Origin of the sequence: Alteromonas australica (assembly GCF_000730385.1) — a bacterium.
Lineage (GTDB): Bacteria > Pseudomonadota > Gammaproteobacteria > Enterobacterales > Alteromonadaceae > Alteromonas > Alteromonas australica.
In genome coordinates, this window is the sequence record NZ_CP008849.1 from 2,833,266 (window position 1) to 2,851,285 (window position 18,020).

An 18,020-nucleotide genomic window follows, 5' to 3' on the forward strand; every position below is an offset into this window, starting at 1 on the left:
CTACTTAGTTGCGGCTGCGTCAGATCGATTTGTTAAAACCTGATCGATAAGGCCATACTCTTTAGCCTCAGTCGCACTTAGGAAGTTATCCCTATCAGTATCACGTGCTACTGTGTCGTAGTCTTGCCCTGTATGCTGAGCCATCAAGCGATTTAACTTCTCTTTAATAGACAAGATTTCTTTCGCATGAATTTCAAAATCTGATGCCTGGCCTTGGAACCCACCTAATGGCTGGTGAATCATTACGCGAGAATTAGGCAGACAGAAACGCTTGCCCTTCGCGCCTGCTGAAAGGAGGAATGCTCCCATGCTTGCAGCTTGCCCCATACACACGGTACTCACATCAGGCTTGATGAAGTTCATGGTGTCATAAATGGCCATTCCCGCGGTGACTGAACCACCAGGAGAGTTAATATAAAGGAAAATATCTTTCTCTGGATTTTCCGCTTCTAGGAATAACATTTGAGCCACAATCAGGTTTGCCATGTGGTCTTCAACTTGCCCTACTAAGAAAATAACGTTTTCTTTTAGCAGGCGAGAATAAATATCGTAAGAACGTTCCCCTTTGGAAGTTTGCTCTACTACCATAGGGACAAGTGCATTCATTGGATCGAACGGGGTATTAGTCATAGCTACCTTGATTATCTAGCGTTAAAAACAAAAATGCTCGGAAGGCTCCGAGCATTTAAGCAGTTGCTGATGGGTTAAGTCAATCAGACAGTAAAAAATTACGCCTGTTTGTTCATAACCTCGTCAAAAGCTTTTGTTACTTCGGTAACATTTGCTTGCTCAAGAACCCACTCAATAGCTTGCTCTTCAAGTGCAACGTTTTGCATTTGCTGCATAAGCTCTTGGTTGTTGTTGTAGTATTCTACCACTTCTTGTGGGTCTTCGTACGCTGAAGCAGCAGTTTCGATCATCTCGTTAACTTTCGCTTCATCAGCTTTAAGCTCGTTTTGCTTGATCACTTCACCAAGGATAAGGCCGATTGAAACACGACGCTTAGCATTGTCAGTGAAGAGTTCAGCTGGAAGCTCAGGAAGGTTTTGACCACCGCCTTGTTGGCTGAAACGCTGCTTCGCTTGTTCACGCAGAGCGTTAACTTCTTGGTCGATAAGCGCTTGAGGAATATCAAATTCGTTTGCTTCAACAAGTTTAGCGATAACGTCTTCTTTAACCTGCGCTTTTAACGTTTGGTTAAGTTCACGTTCCATGTTCTTACGAACTTCAGCTTTAAGCGCGTCTACACCGCCTTCTTCAACACCGAAAAGCTTGGCAAATTCTTCGTCTACTTTAGGTAGAGATTGGCCTTCCACTTTTTTCACGGTTGCTTGGAATACCGCTTCTTTACCTTTTAGGTTTTCAGCGTGATAATCTTCAGGGAAAGTCACTTCGATAGTCACTTCTTCACCCGCTTTCGCGCCAACCAACGGCTTTTCGAAACCAGGAATCATGCGGCCTTGACCCAGTTCTAGTGCGAAATCTTCAGCTTTACCACCTTCGAATTCTTCACCGTCAACCGTGCCTACGAAATCGATGATAACTTTGTCATCTTTTTTCGCTTTACGCTTAACTTCTTTCCAGCTAGCGTGCTGCTTTTGCAGGGTTTCCATCATGTTATCTAGATCTTCGTCAGTAATGTCTACTACTGGCTTTTCAATCTCGATATCGCTTACACCTTTCACTTCTACTTCAGGGTAAACTTCAAATGAGGCGACAAATTCAAGATCTTGTCCGTCTTCATCTTTCGTTAATTCAAACTTTGGCATGCCAGCAGGTTGAATTTTTTCCTGAACGATAGCTTGGTAGAAGTTTTGCTGCATTACGTCGCCAGCAACTTCTTGGCGAACCGCTTGGCCGAAACGTTTTTTAATTACGCTTACTGGAACTTTTCCTGGACGGAAGCCATTGATGCGTTGTGTTTTCGCCAACTGTTGTAGGCGTGACTTAACCGCTGAATCAACAGCGTCAGCTGGAACGCTGATAGTAAGACGGCGTTCTAAACCCTGGGTCGTCTCGACAGAAACTTGCATTATGTTACCTCAACTATACGCCTCTATAGGCGCTTGGTTCACAATCCCCTCTCCCGCTATGCCATCAATTTTGTGGCGGATCACATCGGGGTAGAGGTCGTTTTTGGCGTTTGTATTCCCAAAATTCAGCGCAGTATATCACTGCACTTCACTAACCTGAGACAAACGCACCGGTTAAAAAAAGACGCGGTAGTATACAGCCGCACTAAACAAGAGTCGAGAGGGAAACACAAGTTTGTAACACCCAATTGACCGAATAACAGACGATCGGTGCAAAATTCGTTGAAAACAAGGAGAAAAAAGGAAATTGACGAAAGAAGAATGGTCGGTGAGACAGGATTTGAACCTGCGACCCCTTGTACCCAAAACAAGTGCGCTACCAAGCTGCGCCACTCACCGACGAGGATCTTTTAAAAAGAACTGCTTTTAAATTAAAGCATAAAATATGGTGCGGAAGGAGAGACTTGAACTCTCACGCCGTGAAGCACTGGAACCTAAATCCAGCGTGTCTACCAATTCCACCACTTCCGCAAAAAAGTGGGGTGGACGATGGGACTTGAACCCACGACAACCGGAATCACAATCCGGGGCTCTACCAACTGAGCTACGCCCACCATAGAGGTGCTTGCAATAAACAGTATGTGAATTGTAGACATACTATTTTGAAAATTCTACCACGCTGTCAGGACCTACCTGACCCGCATGGCGCGCCCGGCAGGATTCGAACCTGCGACCCACGGCTTAGAAGGCCGTTGCTCTATCCAGCTGAGCTACGGGCGCTCGGCGAATCTTCGCTTGCAAAAGTGGTCGGTGAGACAGGATTTGAACCTGCGACCCCTTGTACCCAAAACAAGTGCGCTACCAAGCTGCGCCACTCACCGACTATTGTAGCGGCGTTTGAAGCGTTTTGCCTCTGTGCCGTTACGGGGTGCGAATATTACTGACTTGCCCCCACCTCGTCAAACACTTTTTTAAATAAAAATTCCAACCGCTCACAAAGCAGGCATTATCGTGTTTTTTTAATCAATTTGATGGCTATTTATACATTATAAGGTGAATTAAGGCCTTTACCCCGCCCTTGTATGGGTAGAACTCTGTTGCATGTTTATTTGCGCAAAACGAAAAATAAAAAGAAAAAGCGAAAAAGTCTTTGAAGGAAGGTAACTATTTTATGCTTGCTACTGGTCTAAATAAGCCTATATGTGAAACAATAATGACCACTTGTTGATCACTATAGAAAGTATATCCCTTTTATGACCGCTCACCTAATTGATGGCAAGCTAATTGCCAAACAAGTTCGCCAACATGTTTCTTCATATGTAGACTCTTTAATTGAGGCTAAAAAAAGACAACCTGGCCTTGCCGTTGTTTTAGTAGGAAGTGATGCAGCTTCTCAAGTTTATGTGTCTAACAAACGAAAGGCGTGTGAAGAAGTGGGGTTTGTTTCTCGCTCTTTTGATTTGCCTGCAGACACGTCAGAAGAAAAGTTACTTTCTATCGTTGATGATTTAAATGCTGACAATGAAATAGACGGTATATTGGTACAACTGCCCTTACCAGCGGGTTTAAACGCTGAAAAAGTCTTAGAGCGCATTCACCCGCATAAAGATGTAGACGGATTCCACCCTTACAATATTGGCCGACTCGCGCAAAGAATTCCCGCACTACGCCCCTGTACCCCAAAGGGGATCATGACAATGATAGAGGCGACGAAGAGACCGGTAAAAGGTTTAGACGCCGTTATCATAGGTGCCTCAAATATTGTGGGCCGTCCTATGAGTTTAGAGCTACTACTGGCGGGTTGCACCGTGACTACCTGCCATAAATTCACGCAAGACTTAAAAGCGCATGTCAATCGTGCCGACCTTCTTGTGGTGGCGGTAGGAAAGCCTAACTTCATTCCTGGAGAGTGGATTAAGCCTGGCGCAATTGTTATTGATGTAGGTATCAACCGTATGGGCGATGGCTCGTTAGTGGGTGACGTTGAGTTTGAGAAAGCCAAGGAACGAGCGGGATGGATTACACCAGTGCCTGGGGGCGTAGGCCCAATGACAGTGGCAAGTCTCATTGAAAACACGCTAGAAGCGTACGTAAAGTTCCATTCTTAATATTTCATGGAAAATCAACATTACATCTCGGCGACATTGCAATGGGTGGATGATATCGTCATCCACCACAACTTTTGTCCCTTTGCTCGCTATGCCCGCTATCCTGGCGGAATACATTGTGAAGTGACAGCCGCCACAGCCGATGCAGGGAGTGTCCTTGCGACATTGTTTGATGAATGTAGACGCCTCGACAATGACGCCAATATTGCGACGACGCTCCTAATACTGACAAACGAAGATGCAAAAGACTTTAATCGTTACCTTGATATTCTTGCGATAGCAGAAAAAATGTTGAGTGATTGGGGATATGCAGGCATTTATCAACTCGCCAGCTTTCATCCAGACTACCAATTTGAAGGTGAAGACAGTGCGTCACCCTCTCACTTTACCAACCGTTCTCCGTATCCGCTGCTTCATTTAATCCGCGAATCAGACATTTCGAAATATATGCAAAATGAAGAGGATGCGGAAAAGATTTACACTCATAATATGGAAAAGGCGCAGACGCTAGGTTGCCCTTATTTCAGAGATAAGTTGAAAGCGCTCAAAACGAATTAAAAAAGCCTGTCCAAATAGACAGGCCAAAAGATGGGTCCAGGGAAACCAAATACAGCGACCCAAACATCCGTATTTGGCTCAAGTTTAAATTTCACTGCAAACTTGAAGTTTTATCATACCTGAACTATGTGATTAAAATATTACATAATGTGGGGTTGAGCCAATAAATAATTAACAAAATGTTTCAGTGATAACACTTTATTACCCATGAATAACAACAATATACCTATCACTCCCATAGGTTTTATCACCAGCCCTTTTAAGCAGAAGTTCGCGATCCCACGACAACCTAATTTGGCGAAGGCAAAAGGGCATATCACCCTCACTGAACAATTTAACGACATACGTGTATTTAAAGGGTTAGAAGGCTTTAGCCATGTGTGGGTACTGTTTCAGTTTCACAAGAATAGTGATAAAGGTTGGAAGCCCACGGTAAAGGCACCACGATTAGGTGGCAATGAGACATTAGGGGTATTTGCTAGCCGCAGTACACATAGACCTAATGGGATTGGGATGTCTGTTTTAAAACGCGGAGGCTACTACAAACACAACGGCCTCGTGCAGTTAGAGGTAGAAGGGCTAGACTTACTGGATGGCACCCCTATCTTAGATATCAAGCCTTACCTTCCCTATGCGGACATATGTGAAAGCGCCACAGACAAGCTAGATGATTATGCCCCTATTCCCAATCGCCAAGTTGTGATTAGCGAGCAAGCAAGGGCAAGCCTAACTAAAGCGAGCATGACCCACAGCGATTTAGAGACACTGATTGTTTCTGTGCTACAGCAAGATCCGCGACCAGCGTACAAACACAAACTCGATGACGATCCGAAGGAATACCGTGTCATGCTGTATGCGTACGATATTTACTTTTATGTTCAGCAGGGAACACTGGTTGTCACACAATTGAAAGCGGTTTAAATCAACACGGTTGTAGCACAATTGCTATTTGTTAATTAGAATACGCCAGATCTACCCATTTATTATTTTTTATAGGAAAACTGCACCGAATGCGCACTAGTCAATATTTGCTTGCCACGCAGAAAGAAACCCCCGCCGATGCTGAGGTTATCAGCCACCAGCTAATGTTGCGTGCGGGCATGATAAGAAAGCTAGCCTCTGGTCTATATACTTGGTTACCCAGTGGCCTTCGCGTATTAAACAAAATTTCAAATATCGTGCGTGAAGAAATGAATAAAGCCGGCGCGATTGAAGTGTTGATGCCCGTGGTTCAGCCCGCTGACCTTTGGCAAGAATCTGGACGTTGGGACGAATATGGCCCTGAACTTTTACGTGTCAAAGACCGCCATCAGCGAGACTTTGTATTAGGCCCCACTCATGAAGAAGTCATTACTTCTTTGGTGCGCAATGAAATTAGCAGCTACAAGCAACTGCCGTTAAACCTATATCAAATTCAAACGAAATTTCGTGACGAAGTTCGCCCTCGTTTTGGCATCATGCGTGGTCGTGAGTTCACCATGAAAGATGCGTACAGCTTCCACTTAGAAGACAGCTGTTTAGAAAAAACGTATCAAATCATGTTTGAGGCGTACTGCAATATTTTCACCCGTTTAGGCCTAGATTTTAGAGCGGTCATTGCAGATTCAGGCTCTATTGGCGGCAACCACTCTCACGAATTTCATGTTTTAGCTGACTCAGGTGAAGATGCCATTGCCTTTGCCAGTGACAGTAACTATGCCGCCAATGTGGAAATGGCAGAAGCCATAGCACCTGAGAAGCAACACGCCTCCGGTTTAGCTGAAGAAGTCGTCAGCGTAGACTCCGCAGACCTAGAAACCGCATTAGCGTCACTCAATGTTGACGCAGCACAAGCCGTAAAAGTGATTGTGGTCAAAGGCGAATCAGAAGAGGGCGAGGCAGAACGCTGGGTAGCGTTAGTGCTGTCAGCGCAGCATACGCTGAACGACATTAAAGCGGAAAAAGTTGCCGGTATACAGGTACCTTTGGTGGTTGCTAGTGAAGAAAAAGCAACCGCTGTACTTGGTGTACACCCTACGTTTGCCGACCCGAGCGCACTGACGCTTCCTACTGTGGTAGATTTGAGTGCAGCTGCCCTTGCAGATTTCGTGTGTGGTGGTAACAGCGAGAACACCATGCGTAAAAACGCGAACTGGGTGGGTGAGCTTGAAACAGCAGATTTGAGAAATGTAGTTTCCGGCGACGCCTCACCTGACGGAAATGGTACACTGGAAATTAAACGTGGTATCGAAGTCGGTCATATTTTCCAGTTAGGCAGCAAATACTCAGAAGCCATGAATTGCGGTGTGTTAAGCGAAACAGGCAAACACCAAACCCTAACCATGGGTTGCTATGGTATTGGCGTTTCACGTATTGTGGCTGCGGCAATCGAGCAAAATCATGATAAGTTTGGTATTAAGTGGCCCGATCCTATCGCTCCCTTTAAGCTGGCGCTTATTCCAATGAATATGCACAAATCTCATCGCATCAAGGAAGCGGCTGAAGGCTTATATAAAACCTTGTTAGACATGGGCATAGAAGTGCTATTCGACGATAGAAAAGAGCGCCCAGGCGTCATGTTCAACGACATGGAACTTATCGGTATTCCTCACACAATTGTGATTGGTGAAAGAAACTTAGACAATCAACAGGTGGAATATAAAAATCGCCATACAGGTGAAAAACAACTGATTGATTTGTCGGCTGCGAGAGAATTTGTCGCCACCTTGTAAGCGACAATAAACTCGGCAGAAGGAGGATGCATGCGAGTCACTTTTTACGGCGTTAGAGGGTCTATTCCGACCCCTGGCGCAGCGTACATCAAGTACGGTGGAAATACCGCATGCGTTCACGTTGAGCTTAACGACGGCACCGATATCATATTAGACTCAGGCACGGGCATTCGTCTGTTAGGCAATAAGTTAAAAAACAAAACCTCCCCTATCCACCTATTATTAAGTCATAATCATTGGGACCATATACAGGGTTTTCCATTTTTCTCTCCGATATACCAGGCTAACCGCGATATCTTTATTTACCCTGGCCAAACATCACTTGCACAGCATGATCATATTTTGCAGCAAATGGAAGGCTCATTCTTTCCCGTGTCTCCTTGTGATTTACACGCGAATATCCAATTTAAAACATTTCCTGAAAATCAAATGTCATGGCAAATTGGCAATGCGAAAATAAAGCGGTTAAGGATGAACCACCCCGGAAAAGGCAGTGCCTATTGTCTTGAAGAAGACGGCGTGAAACTGGCGTATATTACCGACAATGAGCTCTATCCTCCCTATCAAAAAGAAACAAACTTTTTAGGTTTTGTGGATTTTGCGAAAGATGCAGATATGATAATTCATGATGCACAATACTTAGCCTCTGACATGCCAGATAAATCAGGTTGGGGGCATTCAGTGGCTGAAGAAGCGGTAAAACTGGCGCTTGCATGCCAAGCGAAGCATCTCGCTTTATATAGTCATGATCCAGATCGCACCGATAAAGATATAGATATGATTGTCGAACACTGTGAGCAGTACATTACCGTCACAGAATCTGCATTAGCTGTTTTTGCTTCTGCGGAAGGGCAAACCCTCATTTTTTAACGATAAAATTACGTCCACCACCACGGAGAAATAAGGTGTCAGTGTTAAAGTCCTTACTATATATGGCTGTGTTTACTTCATGCAGTCAGCACGTACATGCTCAAGAAAAACAGCAGAGTGAAGATAGCGACGAAAATGATATTGAAGTTATCGATATTATTAAGCGCGATGTGACTACGGAAAGCGCTTTAGACAATCGCATGGAAGGCGATAAAGAAGCGCTGGATAACTCCTTCGCCATGACCCAACACAGGCAAAATTATATTCTTCCCATAACTTACATCACTAACCCCAATTCGGCCGGCAATAGTGAATTAACGGAAGAAAATATTGATAAAAAAGAAGCTAAATTCCAGGTCAGCACTAAGTTCCCGTTGTATCTAGAAGAAGCCGGTTTCGACGGAGTTTACTTTGGTTTTACCCTCACATCATTTTGGCAATTGTACAACAGTGAAGTATCAAAGCCGTTTCGCGAAACCAACTACGAACCAGAAGTGTTTTGGCAAGAAACCGCTGATTACTCTGTTTTCGGCTACAAGTTTAATACCTTCCAAGTAGGTTTTAATCATATGTCAAACGGCCAAAGTGGCTTGCAATCACGCAGTTGGAACCGCCTGTTTGCCTCAATCGTGTTTAGTGATAACGATGATATCTATTACCTCAAGACGTGGTACCGTATTCCGGAAGACGAAAAAGACGACATTAATGATCCTACCGGAGATGACAACCCAGATATTCAAGACTACTACGGCAGAATAGAGCTTGGGTATGGCCGTAAAATTGGCGCATTTAAAATGATGGCATTGCTAAGAAATAACTTAGACTTTGACGAAAACCGAGGCAGCATTCAACTCGACTTTACCTATCCTATCTCTGATAGATACGAGCTGCTACTGCAATACTTTAACGGCTACGGCGACTCGTTAATTGACTATAATCGCTCTCAAGAGCGTATTGGTGTTGGATTCCAACTACTGTTCTTATAACACGCGCCTTATAAATAGTGGCGCGCAACCTTAGCGAGCAATGACACCCGCCGCTTTGTAAAGCTGCAGGTGTACATCCACCAGCGCTGCGATATCTCGCTGATAGCCGCCACCAATAACGGCGGCTATGGGCACACCACAGCCATCGGCGAAATCAAATACCCGCTTATCACGGGTGAGAACACCTTCTGTCGTGACATTCAACAAGCCTAAATCGTCATTGACATGAATGTCCACGCCAGCGTCGTAAATGATTGCATCAGGTTGAAATTGACGTAGAACTAAAGTGAGCGCCTCATCAAGGGTCGTTAAATATTCATCGTCACCTGCCCCTTTGAGCAAACCAATATCGATATTTGATTGCTGTTTTCGGTGAGGGAAGTTTTTTTCACCGTGGATAGACAACGTAAAGATATCGTTATCATTCTCTGCCAACTTAGCCGTACCGTCCCCTTGATGTACATCTAAATCAAGAATAAGTACATTATCAATATGTGACGCCTTTTGCATTGTCTTCGCCGCAAGGTACAAGTCGTTAAACAGGCAAAAACCCGAGCCATAATCTGCAAATGCATGATGATAGCCTCCCGTCAGGTTGAGGGCTTTGCCTTGTTCAATGGCAAGTTGTGCCGTTAAACAGGTACCTGCCACAGCGGTGTAGGTACGTTTAATCAATTGCTCAGACCATGGAAAGCCAATTCGACGCATCGCTTTTACATCTAATGTACCGCTAGATAGCGCCTTCACGTAATCCTGAGAATAATACTGATACAAGTCACGTTCTGATAGGGGGAGTGGCTGCGTAAAGCCCGATTCACTCACCCCTCGCTTCACCAGTTCATCTCTTATCCCCACGTATTTTTCTATTGGGAATCTGTGTCTATGAGGTAATTCGAGTTGACTATAAATGGGGTGAAACACCAATGGGATCATGCAGGGCGCCTAATAAAACTGTCTAACACTGACGAAAAAAGGCGTACTTACTATTTTGTAATACGCCTTGTTAAGATAGTGTCAAAGCCGTCTTATCGGGTCAAACTATTCACGACTTTTTCTACGTTAAATGACATACTCTTCATAGAGCGGGAAATATCATCACCTTGCGCCAACTGATGATACTTTTCTGATGATGTCACTACATTATTAATAATACTTTCCACTTGCTGCAATACGGCTTCCTGCTCATCGGCCGCTTCGTTCAGCGCCACAACAACACTGGCAGTTTCTTGAATGTCTTTCACTACTTCATTTAGGGTATCTAGCGCGATAGCCGCTTCTGCCGCATTATTGTCAGACAAGGTTTTACCCGTCGACATCGCAGACACAGCGCCTTTTGCTTCCGACTCAAAACTACTCAGAATATCATTAATTTCTTTGGTCGATTGCTGCGTCTTGGCAGCCAGTGCGCGTACTTCATCTGCAACCACGGCAAAACCTCTACCATGCTCTCCAGCTCGTGCTGCTTCAATCGCTGCGTTTAACGCTAATAAGTTGGTTTGATCAGCAATTTCATTAATCACATTAACCACTTTTAAAATATTGGTACTGCGATTTTGCAATTCAGAGACTATATCACTTGATTCCGTTACCGTTTCAGCCAATTGTTTAAAGCCTAAATTGGCTTTTTCAAATGTGGCATAGCAACTTGCCACATTTTTTTCTGAATTGTTTGTCGCCACTGCCACTTGATCGGTAATTGCCACCAAATTCTGAACAATCTCTTTGAGTTTATCAGTACTGCTGTCTAGAGACCGCGATGCCGAACGCTGGCCGTTGGCGCCTTCCATAATAGAGGCACTAACCTGACTAAGCGTACCAAAGGCCCGCTCCATTTCTTGTTCCGCATCTTGCAACTGTCTAACCGACTCTTTCAGCTTTGTCTGAAGCGAGCGGGCTGAATCGGCTAGCACGCCAAGTTCGTGGTAACTCGAATAAGAGAGGTCGTAATCATATTGACTGGCCGCTAAATTTGAAATACACCCTGCGACTTGCTTGATTGGCTTAATAACATGTTTACGAAGACAATATATGACGTAAGCCACGCTCAATATAGACAGTGACAACGCGGCCACCATGATTATCCATAAGATGCTTCGCGTGTTGCTTTTAAGGTCAGAGATAGCCGTAGCCGATTCTGAAGCGATATTTTGTGAAATACTGGTCAGTAACTTAGCAGGCGCTCTATCGATCCCTCTCACGTAGCTGTCACCAACTTTAGGATCGAACCCGGATTGTACGTAAGCCTCGTAACCCTCCCGGTACTTCTGCGCCATCACCTGATGGGCGCTTTGAAATTCTCTGATGTCCGCTTTGGCTTCGTTACTAATTATGTCGTTTAGCAACATACTTTCGAACGCACGTGTAATCTCCTGTTCTTTTTGCTTAAATCGCGACCAGTATTTTTCACGGTCGTCTTGGTTGTGCCCGCGTAACAGCACATTTTTCCATTCTTGAACTTGGGTTTTAAATGCACTGTGAATATGATTGACATCTCTTTCCGATTGCACCAGCGTGTTTTCTAACTCATCAAAGGCGTTCAAAAGAGAAAACGCCTTCATGATAGATGCACTATTTAACAAAACTAAAATCATCAAACTGGCAAGAACGGGGGTCATTACCAATCGACTTATGCTGGTGAAATTGAACACGACTTAACCTTTAGTATAAGAAGTAAAAAGGACGCGGCCATTAGATGATCGTTTTGTGACAGAAGGGTGACACTAAAGGTATTATTAAAAATACGTTTATATATACTTTTATACTCTTGCTATGCACAGGTTATTATAGCAGTGAAATCAGATACGCCCCTAACTCGCTATCGGAGCTTGTTTTACCTCTTAAGGGGGTTGTAATGGACTATTGCCAAGTTAAGTTAAGGTAAGAAAGCGCTAAATCGTCGGCCGAGCTCACGGGACTAAGATCACTAAAATACCAATTCAAATGCCTCATTGACTTACTAACTTGACGAGCAACAAACAAAAAGTCCGCAATTATGCGGACTTAAATATGATTGAGTGCCTGTTAATGCCAGAGCATTCTTAAAGGCGCATTATTCCCACTCAATGGTAGCTGGCGGCTTACCTGAAATATCGTAAACCACACGGCTAATACCGTCGATTTCATTGATGATTCGGTTAGAGACCTTGCCTAAGAAATCGTAAGGTAGGTGCGCCCAATGTGCAGTCATAAAATCAATGGTCTCGACGGCACGTAAGCTTACCACCCAATCGTATTTACGCGCATCGCCCATCACCCCAACAGAACGTACCGGTAAAAATACCGTAAATGCTTGGCTGACTTTCTGGTACAGGTCTGCCGCGTAAAGCTCTTCGATGAAGATAGCGTCGGCACGGCGAAGCAAATCGCAGTACTCTTTCTTAATTTCACCAAGAACGCGCACGCCTAAACCTGGTCCTGGGAAAGGATGACGGTATAGCATGTCATAAGGCAGGCCTAACTCAAGACCAATTTTACGCACTTCGTCTTTAAAAAGCTCACGAAGCGGTTCAACGAGGCCAAGTTCCATATCATCTGGAAGGCCGCCTACATTGTGGTGAGACTTGATCACATGCGCTTTACCCGTCGCCGAGCCAGCCGATTCAATCACATCAGGATAAATTGTACCTTGTGCTAACCACTTCGCATTTTCAAGTTTACCGGCTTCTTCATCGAATACACGCACAAACTCGTTGCCAATTGCCTTACGTTTAAGCTCAGGGTCTTCAATGCCTTTAAGGCGGTCGAGGAAGCGTTGTTCAGCGTCAATACGAATAATGTTTAAACCAAAGTGGTCACCAAACATCTCCATAACCTGGTCGGCTTCATTTAAACGCAATAGTCCGTTATCAACAAACACACAGGTTAGCTTTTTGCCGATGGCGCGGTGAAGCAACATTGCTGTCACTGATGAATCTACGCCACCAGACAGGCCCAAAATAACTTCGTCGTCGCCCACTTTTTCTTTAATGCGCTCAATCGCGTCTTCAATAATCGCCCCGGCAGTCCAAAGCTTCTCGCACTTACACACATCCATAACAAAATGGGTAAGTAGTCGCATGCCCTGACGAGTATGAGTAACTTCTGGGTGAAATTGTACGCCGTAAAATTGCTTTTCTTCATTGTACATAGCCGCATGTGGACACGAGGCGGTTTGTGCGATGGTGTCAAAGCCTTCAGGAATAGCTGACACTTTATCGCCATGACTCATCCAAACGTCAAGCAGTGCGGCCCCTGTTTCACTAACGGCATCTTCTATCTGATCCAATAGTGGACTGGGTTTAATGACTTCCACTTGAGCGTAACCAAATTCACGCTTGTCAGAACCTAATACGGCACCACCAAGTTGTTGCGCCATGGTTTGCATGCCATAGCAAATACCGAATACCGGCACGCCAGCTTCAAACACATACTCTGGAGCCCGTGGAGAGCCCTCTTCCGTCACTGATTCAGGGCCACCAGATAAGATAATGCCTTGAGGATTAAATTCACGAATTTGAGCTTCGGTGACATCCCAAGCCCATAGTTCACAGTAAACGCCAATTTCGCGAACGCGACGTGCTATTAACTGCGTGTATTGCGAGCCAAAATCCAAAATAAGTATGCGTTGGTCGTGGATATTTGTGGTCATTTTTCATTTTACCCGTTAAATAAAAGAACAAAGGCTGGTGAATAACCAGCCTCGCAGTCGTCGGTCGCCTTAACCTAAGCGGTAATTTGGCGCTTCTTTAGTAATACTTACATCATGGACGTGGCTTTCGCCCATGCCAGCAGACGTTACGCGAACAAATTGTGCTTTGGTATTGAGTTCTTCAATAGTGGCGCAACCTGTTAGTCCCATAGCTGAACGTAAACCACCCATTTGCTGGTGAATGATATTCGCAATTGGCCCCTTATACGCTACGCGGCCCTCAATACCTTCTGGTACCAGTTTTTCTGCATTATTAGATTCTTGGAAGTAGCGGTCTGATGAACCATGGCTTTGATTCATTGCCCCTAGCGAGCCCATTCCACGATACGATTTGTAGTAACGGCCTTGGAAAAGTTCTACCTCACCTGGCGACTCTTCCGTACCCGCCAACATGCTACCCACCATGACACAGCTTGCGCCGGCGGCAAGGGCTTTAGCAATATCACCTGAGAAACGAATACCACCATCGGCGATGACAGGAATATCAGTGCCTTTTAATGCTTCTACGGCATCTGATACCGCTGTAATTTGCGGCACACCACAGCCTGTCACAATACGTGTGGTACAAATTGAACCTGGGCCAATGCCCACTTTAACCGCATCTACACCAGCGTCGGCCAGCGCCTTCGCGCCGTCGCCGGTGGCCACATTTCCAGCGATAATTTGAACGTCAGGATAGTCCGCACGCACTTTTTTCACACGGTCAATCACCCCTTGGGAATGGCCGTGAGACGTATCAATAAGCAGTACGTCCACGCCAGCTTCTACCAACAACGCAATGCGCTCATCAGTACCTGGCCCCACACTGACCGCCGCGCCTACGCGAAGACGGCCTAGCGAATCCTTACATGCATTTGGCTTGTTTTCTGCTTTTTGGAAATCTTTAACCGTGATGAGGCCCGTTAGTTTAAACGCGTCGTCAACCACAAGAATTTTTTCGATACGATGTTCATGCATGAGATCTAGCACCACATCTGAACTGGCACCTTCTTTAACAGTGACCAAGTCTTCTTTACCCGTCATCACGTTACTAATAGGCAGTTCTAAACGCTTTTCGAAACGTAAATCTCGACCGGTGACGATACCAATGAGATTATTATCCTCATCGGTTACCGGGAAACCTGAATAACCTTTTTGTTTTGAAAGGGCGAGAACCTCGCCAATCGTCGCATCTTTAGTAACGGTAACGGGGTCTGAAACCACACCACTTTCGTACTTTTTAACTTCATGAACGTGTTTGGCTTGTTCTTCTGGCTTCATATTTTTGTGAATGAAACCAATACCACCCTCTTGGGCAAGTGCAATCGCTAAGCGGGCTTCAGAAACCGTGTCCATGGCAGCAGACACCATTGGAATATTTAACGTTACACCACGGGTAAGTCGGGTTTGTAAGTTAGCTGTATGTGGAAGGACGGTCGAGTGGCCAGGAACGAGCAACACGTCGTCAAAGGTCAGGGCTTCTTGGATGATACGTAGCATGCAACAACACCTATTCAGTTGAGGGTTAATTGCGGCGCAATTGTAGTGTTTTTTAGTTTTCAGGTAAACTCTATTTGTATTAAACCCTGTGATTTTTTTTATGTTTACAAATTCGCCATCTACCTCTCGACAAATTTTAACAGTCACCAAGCTAAATCGCTTAGCCCGAACCGTGCTAGAAGGCGAAATTGGCCTTATTTGGCTATCTGCTGAAATTTCTAATTTTGTTTGTGCCGCGTCAGGCCATTGGTACTTTACTCTGAAAGACAATAAAGCGCAGGTGAAGGCTGCGATGTTTAAAGGTGCTAATCGCAATGTACGCATGCGCCCCAAAGAAGGGGATAAAATTCTGGTGCGCGCCTCGGTTGGGCTTTATGAAGCACGAGGCGACTACCAATTAGTGGTAGAACACATGGAAAGTGATGGTGAAGGCGCGTTAAAACAAGCCTTTGAAGCACTTAAAGCGCGCCTTAATACAGAAGGCTTGTTTGCCACGCACCGCAAACAGCCTTTGCCTGAGGCTATCAATCGTATTGGTGTAATCACCTCCGCCAGTGGGGCTGCCTTGCACGATATATTAAGTGTATTGAAACGCCGAAGCCCCCAGACAGAGGTTATTGTTTACCCCTCTATGGTGCAAGGTGAAAGCGCACCTAGCCAACTCATTAACGCGTTAACCGTGGCTAATCAGCGCAATGAAGTGGACGTGATATTACTATCTAGGGGAGGCGGCGCTTTAGAAGACTTATGGTGTTTCAATGATGAAACCTTGGCCCGTCACATTGCCCAATCAACCTTGCCCGTAGTCAGTGCGGTGGGGCACGAAATCGACTTTACTATCGCTGATTTTGTTGCCGATGTTAGGGCTCCCACCCCTTCTGCAGCCGCTGAAATACTAAGCCAGGATACGCGAGCGCTATATCATGCAGTCACGCAAAATAGGCAGCGTCTTGTTCGTGCCATGCAAACACAGATTCAGCGTGCACAACAAGGATTAACATTACGCCAGCAAAAATTGCTTTCCGTGCATCCACAACGCCGTATTCAACATCAATGGCAATCTTTAGATAGACTGCAACTGAGGTTAAAGCATGCTATGGCCAACACGTTGTCTCATGTAGCCAAGACATTGGATGACAAAACGCAGAAGCTAGCTAAGCAGTCGCCGCTGCTACGAATAGAGCGAGGGCAGAACAAGTTAAACCAGTTAGACAAAGCCCTGACCAGCGCCATACGAAACCAGTTAAAAGACAAACAGCAGTTGCTAGGTGCCAAGGCCGGCCTACTTCACTCGGTTAGCCCTCTTTCGACACTTTCAAGGGGCTACAGCATTACATTGCACAATAATTCCGCAATCACCCAAGTCGCGAATGTAAAAAAGGACGATGTTATCTATACGCGAGTGACTGACGGGGAAATAACCAGTAAAGTAGTGGCTATCTCACGTCATAAGTAAGGCGCTTATTTGTCATTTTCATTTTCATGGTACCGCCGACGTCACTTCTTCATTTTGTCGGCGGCATTTTCATTGTGGTATTGTCTTTCTTCACACGCCCACGCCGACAGTACCCCTTCATCTGATATTTCTGTTTCCGTTTTTTCTACTTACCCGAGTGATCAACTGGCGACGTCGTGTAACGACATCAGCCCGCTTGGCGCTTGTATAGAAGACGGCATTTCTCCTGACCTCTTCATTAATATTATTAAGGAGAAAGGTTGGTTTAAAGCAGTGATGGCTTTCAATGAACATTACGATTACGAGCTACTTATTGCGCACATGAATACGCTGAGTGATAAGGGCCGTGTGGTGCACTTTTTAGAAATGACGTTATTGTGGCGGGGGATGGAAATTAACTCCACAAGTGTCGACACAGAGAGCCATCAAGATCACGATGGAAAAAGTAGCGACAGCAAAGAAGATATAGCTACGCGCCTACTTTCACGTTGGTATGCTAAAAGCGATGAAAACCACCTATTTACCACTGACTTCTTATATTCAGCGCTAGAAGCCAGTGATTACACAAGGTCGTTGAAGGTACCGCAAAAGCTTGGTGATTTTACGCGCTTTGACACTCAGCTTTACCCTGACCCATTTAAAGGCGCGGTTACCCGCTACATACACCCCACATTTGAAGATGCGTTAATTGATGTCACTGTGTATCCCTTAATAGCGAAAGCAAGCGCCAACAGAGATACCTTATTGCAACAAGCCCTTCATGATGATTGGAAAAAGGCCAGCGAAGTGGCTCACGCACGCGGCTTAAACTTAAGTAAAGACAAACCGTTAACCACATTTACTGCAAATCCTCGGGCCACAGGATGGCGGTTAGCAATGAAAGCGGAATCTCAAACCAGTGATACGATTTACGCCACAACCTATGTATTCACTCAGCACGATAAGATAATCAAAATATCAACCACCTTCCCCACTGCGCTTTCCGACCCAATTGCAAGAACGCTGATGGAAACTATTGAAGTCCCCACTCCCTCGCCCTTGATGGAACAAGTTAGGCAGCTATTAAATTAAAAAACCAGCAATGTTTCGCGTAAACGTTGCTGGTTTTTCATTGTTTGAGTGGTCGCCTTAG

The 18,020-nt window shown here is 45.1% G+C and carries 14 protein-coding genes and 5 tRNA genes; 8 read left to right on the forward strand and 11 right to left on the reverse strand.

The features are described 5' to 3' along the window. The 7 genes from clpP to EP13_RS12570 all read right to left on the reverse strand — a co-directional run bounded on the left by clpP (window position 1) and on the right by EP13_RS12570 (window position 2,914). Window positions 1–630: an ATP-dependent Clp endopeptidase proteolytic subunit ClpP gene (gene clpP, locus EP13_RS12540; protein WP_044057590.1), complete on the reverse strand. Its 630-nt coding sequence runs from the start codon at window positions 628–630 to the stop codon at window positions 1–3. A 98-nt stretch (window positions 631–728) separates the two neighbouring features. Further along, complete coding sequence (tig, locus tag EP13_RS12545; RefSeq protein ID WP_044057591.1) at window positions 729–2,033, reverse strand: trigger factor; 1,305 nt, start codon at window positions 2,031–2,033, stop codon at window positions 729–731. Window positions 2,034–2,355: 322 nt separating this feature from the next. Then, a tRNA-Pro gene (locus tag EP13_RS12550) sits at window positions 2,356–2,432 on the reverse strand. A gap of 47 nt (window positions 2,433–2,479) precedes the next feature. Next, window positions 2,480–2,564 (reverse strand) — tRNA-Leu (locus tag EP13_RS12555). A 7-nt stretch (window positions 2,565–2,571) separates the two neighbouring features. Beyond that, window positions 2,572–2,647, reverse strand: a tRNA-His gene (locus EP13_RS12560). Between the two features lie 89 nt (window positions 2,648–2,736). Further along, window positions 2,737–2,813: transfer RNA gene (locus EP13_RS12565), tRNA-Arg, on the reverse strand. Between the two features lie 24 nt (window positions 2,814–2,837). Continuing rightward, a tRNA-Pro gene (locus EP13_RS12570) sits at window positions 2,838–2,914 on the reverse strand. A 372-nt stretch (window positions 2,915–3,286) separates the two neighbouring features. Between EP13_RS12570 and folD the strand changes: the two genes are divergently transcribed. The 6 genes from folD (at window position 3,287) to EP13_RS12600 (ending at window position 9,266) form a co-directional block, all read left to right on the forward strand. Next, window positions 3,287–4,141 carry a bifunctional methylenetetrahydrofolate dehydrogenase/methenyltetrahydrofolate cyclohydrolase FolD gene (folD, locus tag EP13_RS12575; protein ID WP_044057592.1) on the forward strand — a complete coding sequence of 285 codons (855 nt, stop codon included), beginning with the start codon at window positions 3,287–3,289 and terminating at the stop codon, window positions 4,139–4,141. Between the two features lie 6 nt (window positions 4,142–4,147). Further along, complete coding sequence (locus EP13_RS12580; RefSeq protein WP_044057593.1) at window positions 4,148–4,699, forward strand: DUF1415 domain-containing protein; 552 nt, start codon at window positions 4,148–4,150, stop codon at window positions 4,697–4,699. Between the two features lie 207 nt (window positions 4,700–4,906). Continuing rightward, window positions 4,907–5,620 carry a tRNA (N6-threonylcarbamoyladenosine(37)-N6)-methyltransferase TrmO gene (tsaA, locus tag EP13_RS12585; protein ID WP_052364389.1) on the forward strand — a complete coding sequence of 238 codons (714 nt, stop codon included), beginning with the start codon at window positions 4,907–4,909 and terminating at the stop codon, window positions 5,618–5,620. Between the two features lie 89 nt (window positions 5,621–5,709). Next, entirely contained in the window at window positions 5,710–7,410 is a 1,701-nt protein-coding gene (locus EP13_RS12590) for a proline--tRNA ligase (protein ID WP_044057594.1), read from the forward strand. A 30-nt stretch (window positions 7,411–7,440) separates the two neighbouring features. Further along, window positions 7,441–8,280: an MBL fold metallo-hydrolase gene (locus tag EP13_RS12595; protein ID WP_044057595.1), complete on the forward strand. Its 840-nt coding sequence runs from the start codon at window positions 7,441–7,443 to the stop codon at window positions 8,278–8,280. Between the two features lie 35 nt (window positions 8,281–8,315). Then, window positions 8,316–9,266: a phospholipase A gene (locus EP13_RS12600; RefSeq protein WP_044057596.1), complete on the forward strand. Its 951-nt coding sequence runs from the start codon at window positions 8,316–8,318 to the stop codon at window positions 9,264–9,266. A gap of 30 nt (window positions 9,267–9,296) precedes the next feature. On the opposite strand, the gene EP13_RS12605 is transcribed toward EP13_RS12600, so the two are convergent. The 4 genes from EP13_RS12605 to guaB all read right to left on the reverse strand — a co-directional run bounded on the left by EP13_RS12605 (window position 9,297) and on the right by guaB (window position 15,432). Continuing rightward, window positions 9,297–10,199 carry a histone deacetylase family protein gene (locus EP13_RS12605; RefSeq protein ID WP_044057597.1) on the reverse strand — a complete coding sequence of 301 codons (903 nt, stop codon included), beginning with the start codon at window positions 10,197–10,199 and terminating at the stop codon, window positions 9,297–9,299. Window positions 10,200–10,291: 92 nt separating this feature from the next. Continuing rightward, a complete protein-coding gene (locus EP13_RS12610) occupies window positions 10,292–11,914 on the reverse strand; it encodes a methyl-accepting chemotaxis protein (protein ID WP_044057598.1) in 1,623 nt (540 codons plus the stop codon). A 401-nt stretch (window positions 11,915–12,315) separates the two neighbouring features. Then, window positions 12,316–13,893, reverse strand: a complete 1,578-nt coding sequence (gene guaA, locus EP13_RS12615; RefSeq protein ID WP_044057599.1) for a glutamine-hydrolyzing GMP synthase — start codon at window positions 13,891–13,893, stop codon at window positions 12,316–12,318. 69 nt (window positions 13,894–13,962) lie between these two features. Continuing rightward, on the reverse strand, window positions 13,963–15,432 hold the full coding sequence (gene guaB, locus EP13_RS12620) for an IMP dehydrogenase (RefSeq protein WP_044057600.1): 1,470 nt from the start codon (window positions 15,430–15,432) through the stop codon (window positions 13,963–13,965). Between the two features lie 100 nt (window positions 15,433–15,532). Here guaB and xseA point away from each other — a divergent pair, with 100 nt between their 5' ends. Together xseA and EP13_RS12630 are read left to right on the forward strand one after the other, a co-directional pair. After that, complete coding sequence (gene xseA, locus EP13_RS12625) at window positions 15,533–16,888, forward strand: exodeoxyribonuclease VII large subunit (RefSeq protein WP_044057601.1); 1,356 nt, start codon at window positions 15,533–15,535, stop codon at window positions 16,886–16,888. A 9-nt stretch (window positions 16,889–16,897) separates the two neighbouring features. Further along, window positions 16,898–17,959, forward strand: a complete 1,062-nt coding sequence (locus tag EP13_RS12630; protein ID WP_052364390.1) for a hypothetical protein — start codon at window positions 16,898–16,900, stop codon at window positions 17,957–17,959. The last annotated feature ends 61 nt before the right edge of the window (window positions 17,960–18,020 follow it).

Coding starts and splice junctions, on each gene's coding strand:
- folD (WP_044057592.1), top strand. CDS start 3,287: ATGACCGCTCACCTAATTGATGGCAAGCTAATTGCCAAACAAGTTCGC.
- EP13_RS12595 (WP_044057595.1), top strand. CDS start 7,441: ATGCGAGTCACTTTTTACGGCGTTAGAGGGTCTATTCCGACCCCTGGC.
- EP13_RS12590 (WP_044057594.1), top strand. CDS start 5,710: ATGCGCACTAGTCAATATTTGCTTGCCACGCAGAAAGAAACCCCCGCC.
- EP13_RS12580 (WP_044057593.1), top strand. CDS start 4,148: ATGGAAAATCAACATTACATCTCGGCGACATTGCAATGGGTGGATGAT.
- xseA (WP_044057601.1), top strand. CDS start 15,533: ATGTTTACAAATTCGCCATCTACCTCTCGACAAATTTTAACAGTCACC.
- tsaA (WP_052364389.1), top strand. CDS start 4,907: ATGAATAACAACAATATACCTATCACTCCCATAGGTTTTATCACCAGC.
- EP13_RS12605 (WP_044057597.1), bottom strand. CDS start 10,199: ATGATCCCATTGGTGTTTCACCCCATTTATAGTCAACTCGAATTACCT.
- clpP (WP_044057590.1), bottom strand. CDS start 630: ATGACTAATACCCCGTTCGATCCAATGAATGCACTTGTCCCTATGGTA.
- guaA (WP_044057599.1), bottom strand. CDS start 13,893: ATGACCACAAATATCCACGACCAACGCATACTTATTTTGGATTTTGGC.
- tig (WP_044057591.1), bottom strand. CDS start 2,033: ATGCAAGTTTCTGTCGAGACGACCCAGGGTTTAGAACGCCGTCTTACT.
- guaB (WP_044057600.1), bottom strand. CDS start 15,432: ATGCTACGTATCATCCAAGAAGCCCTGACCTTTGACGACGTGTTGCTC.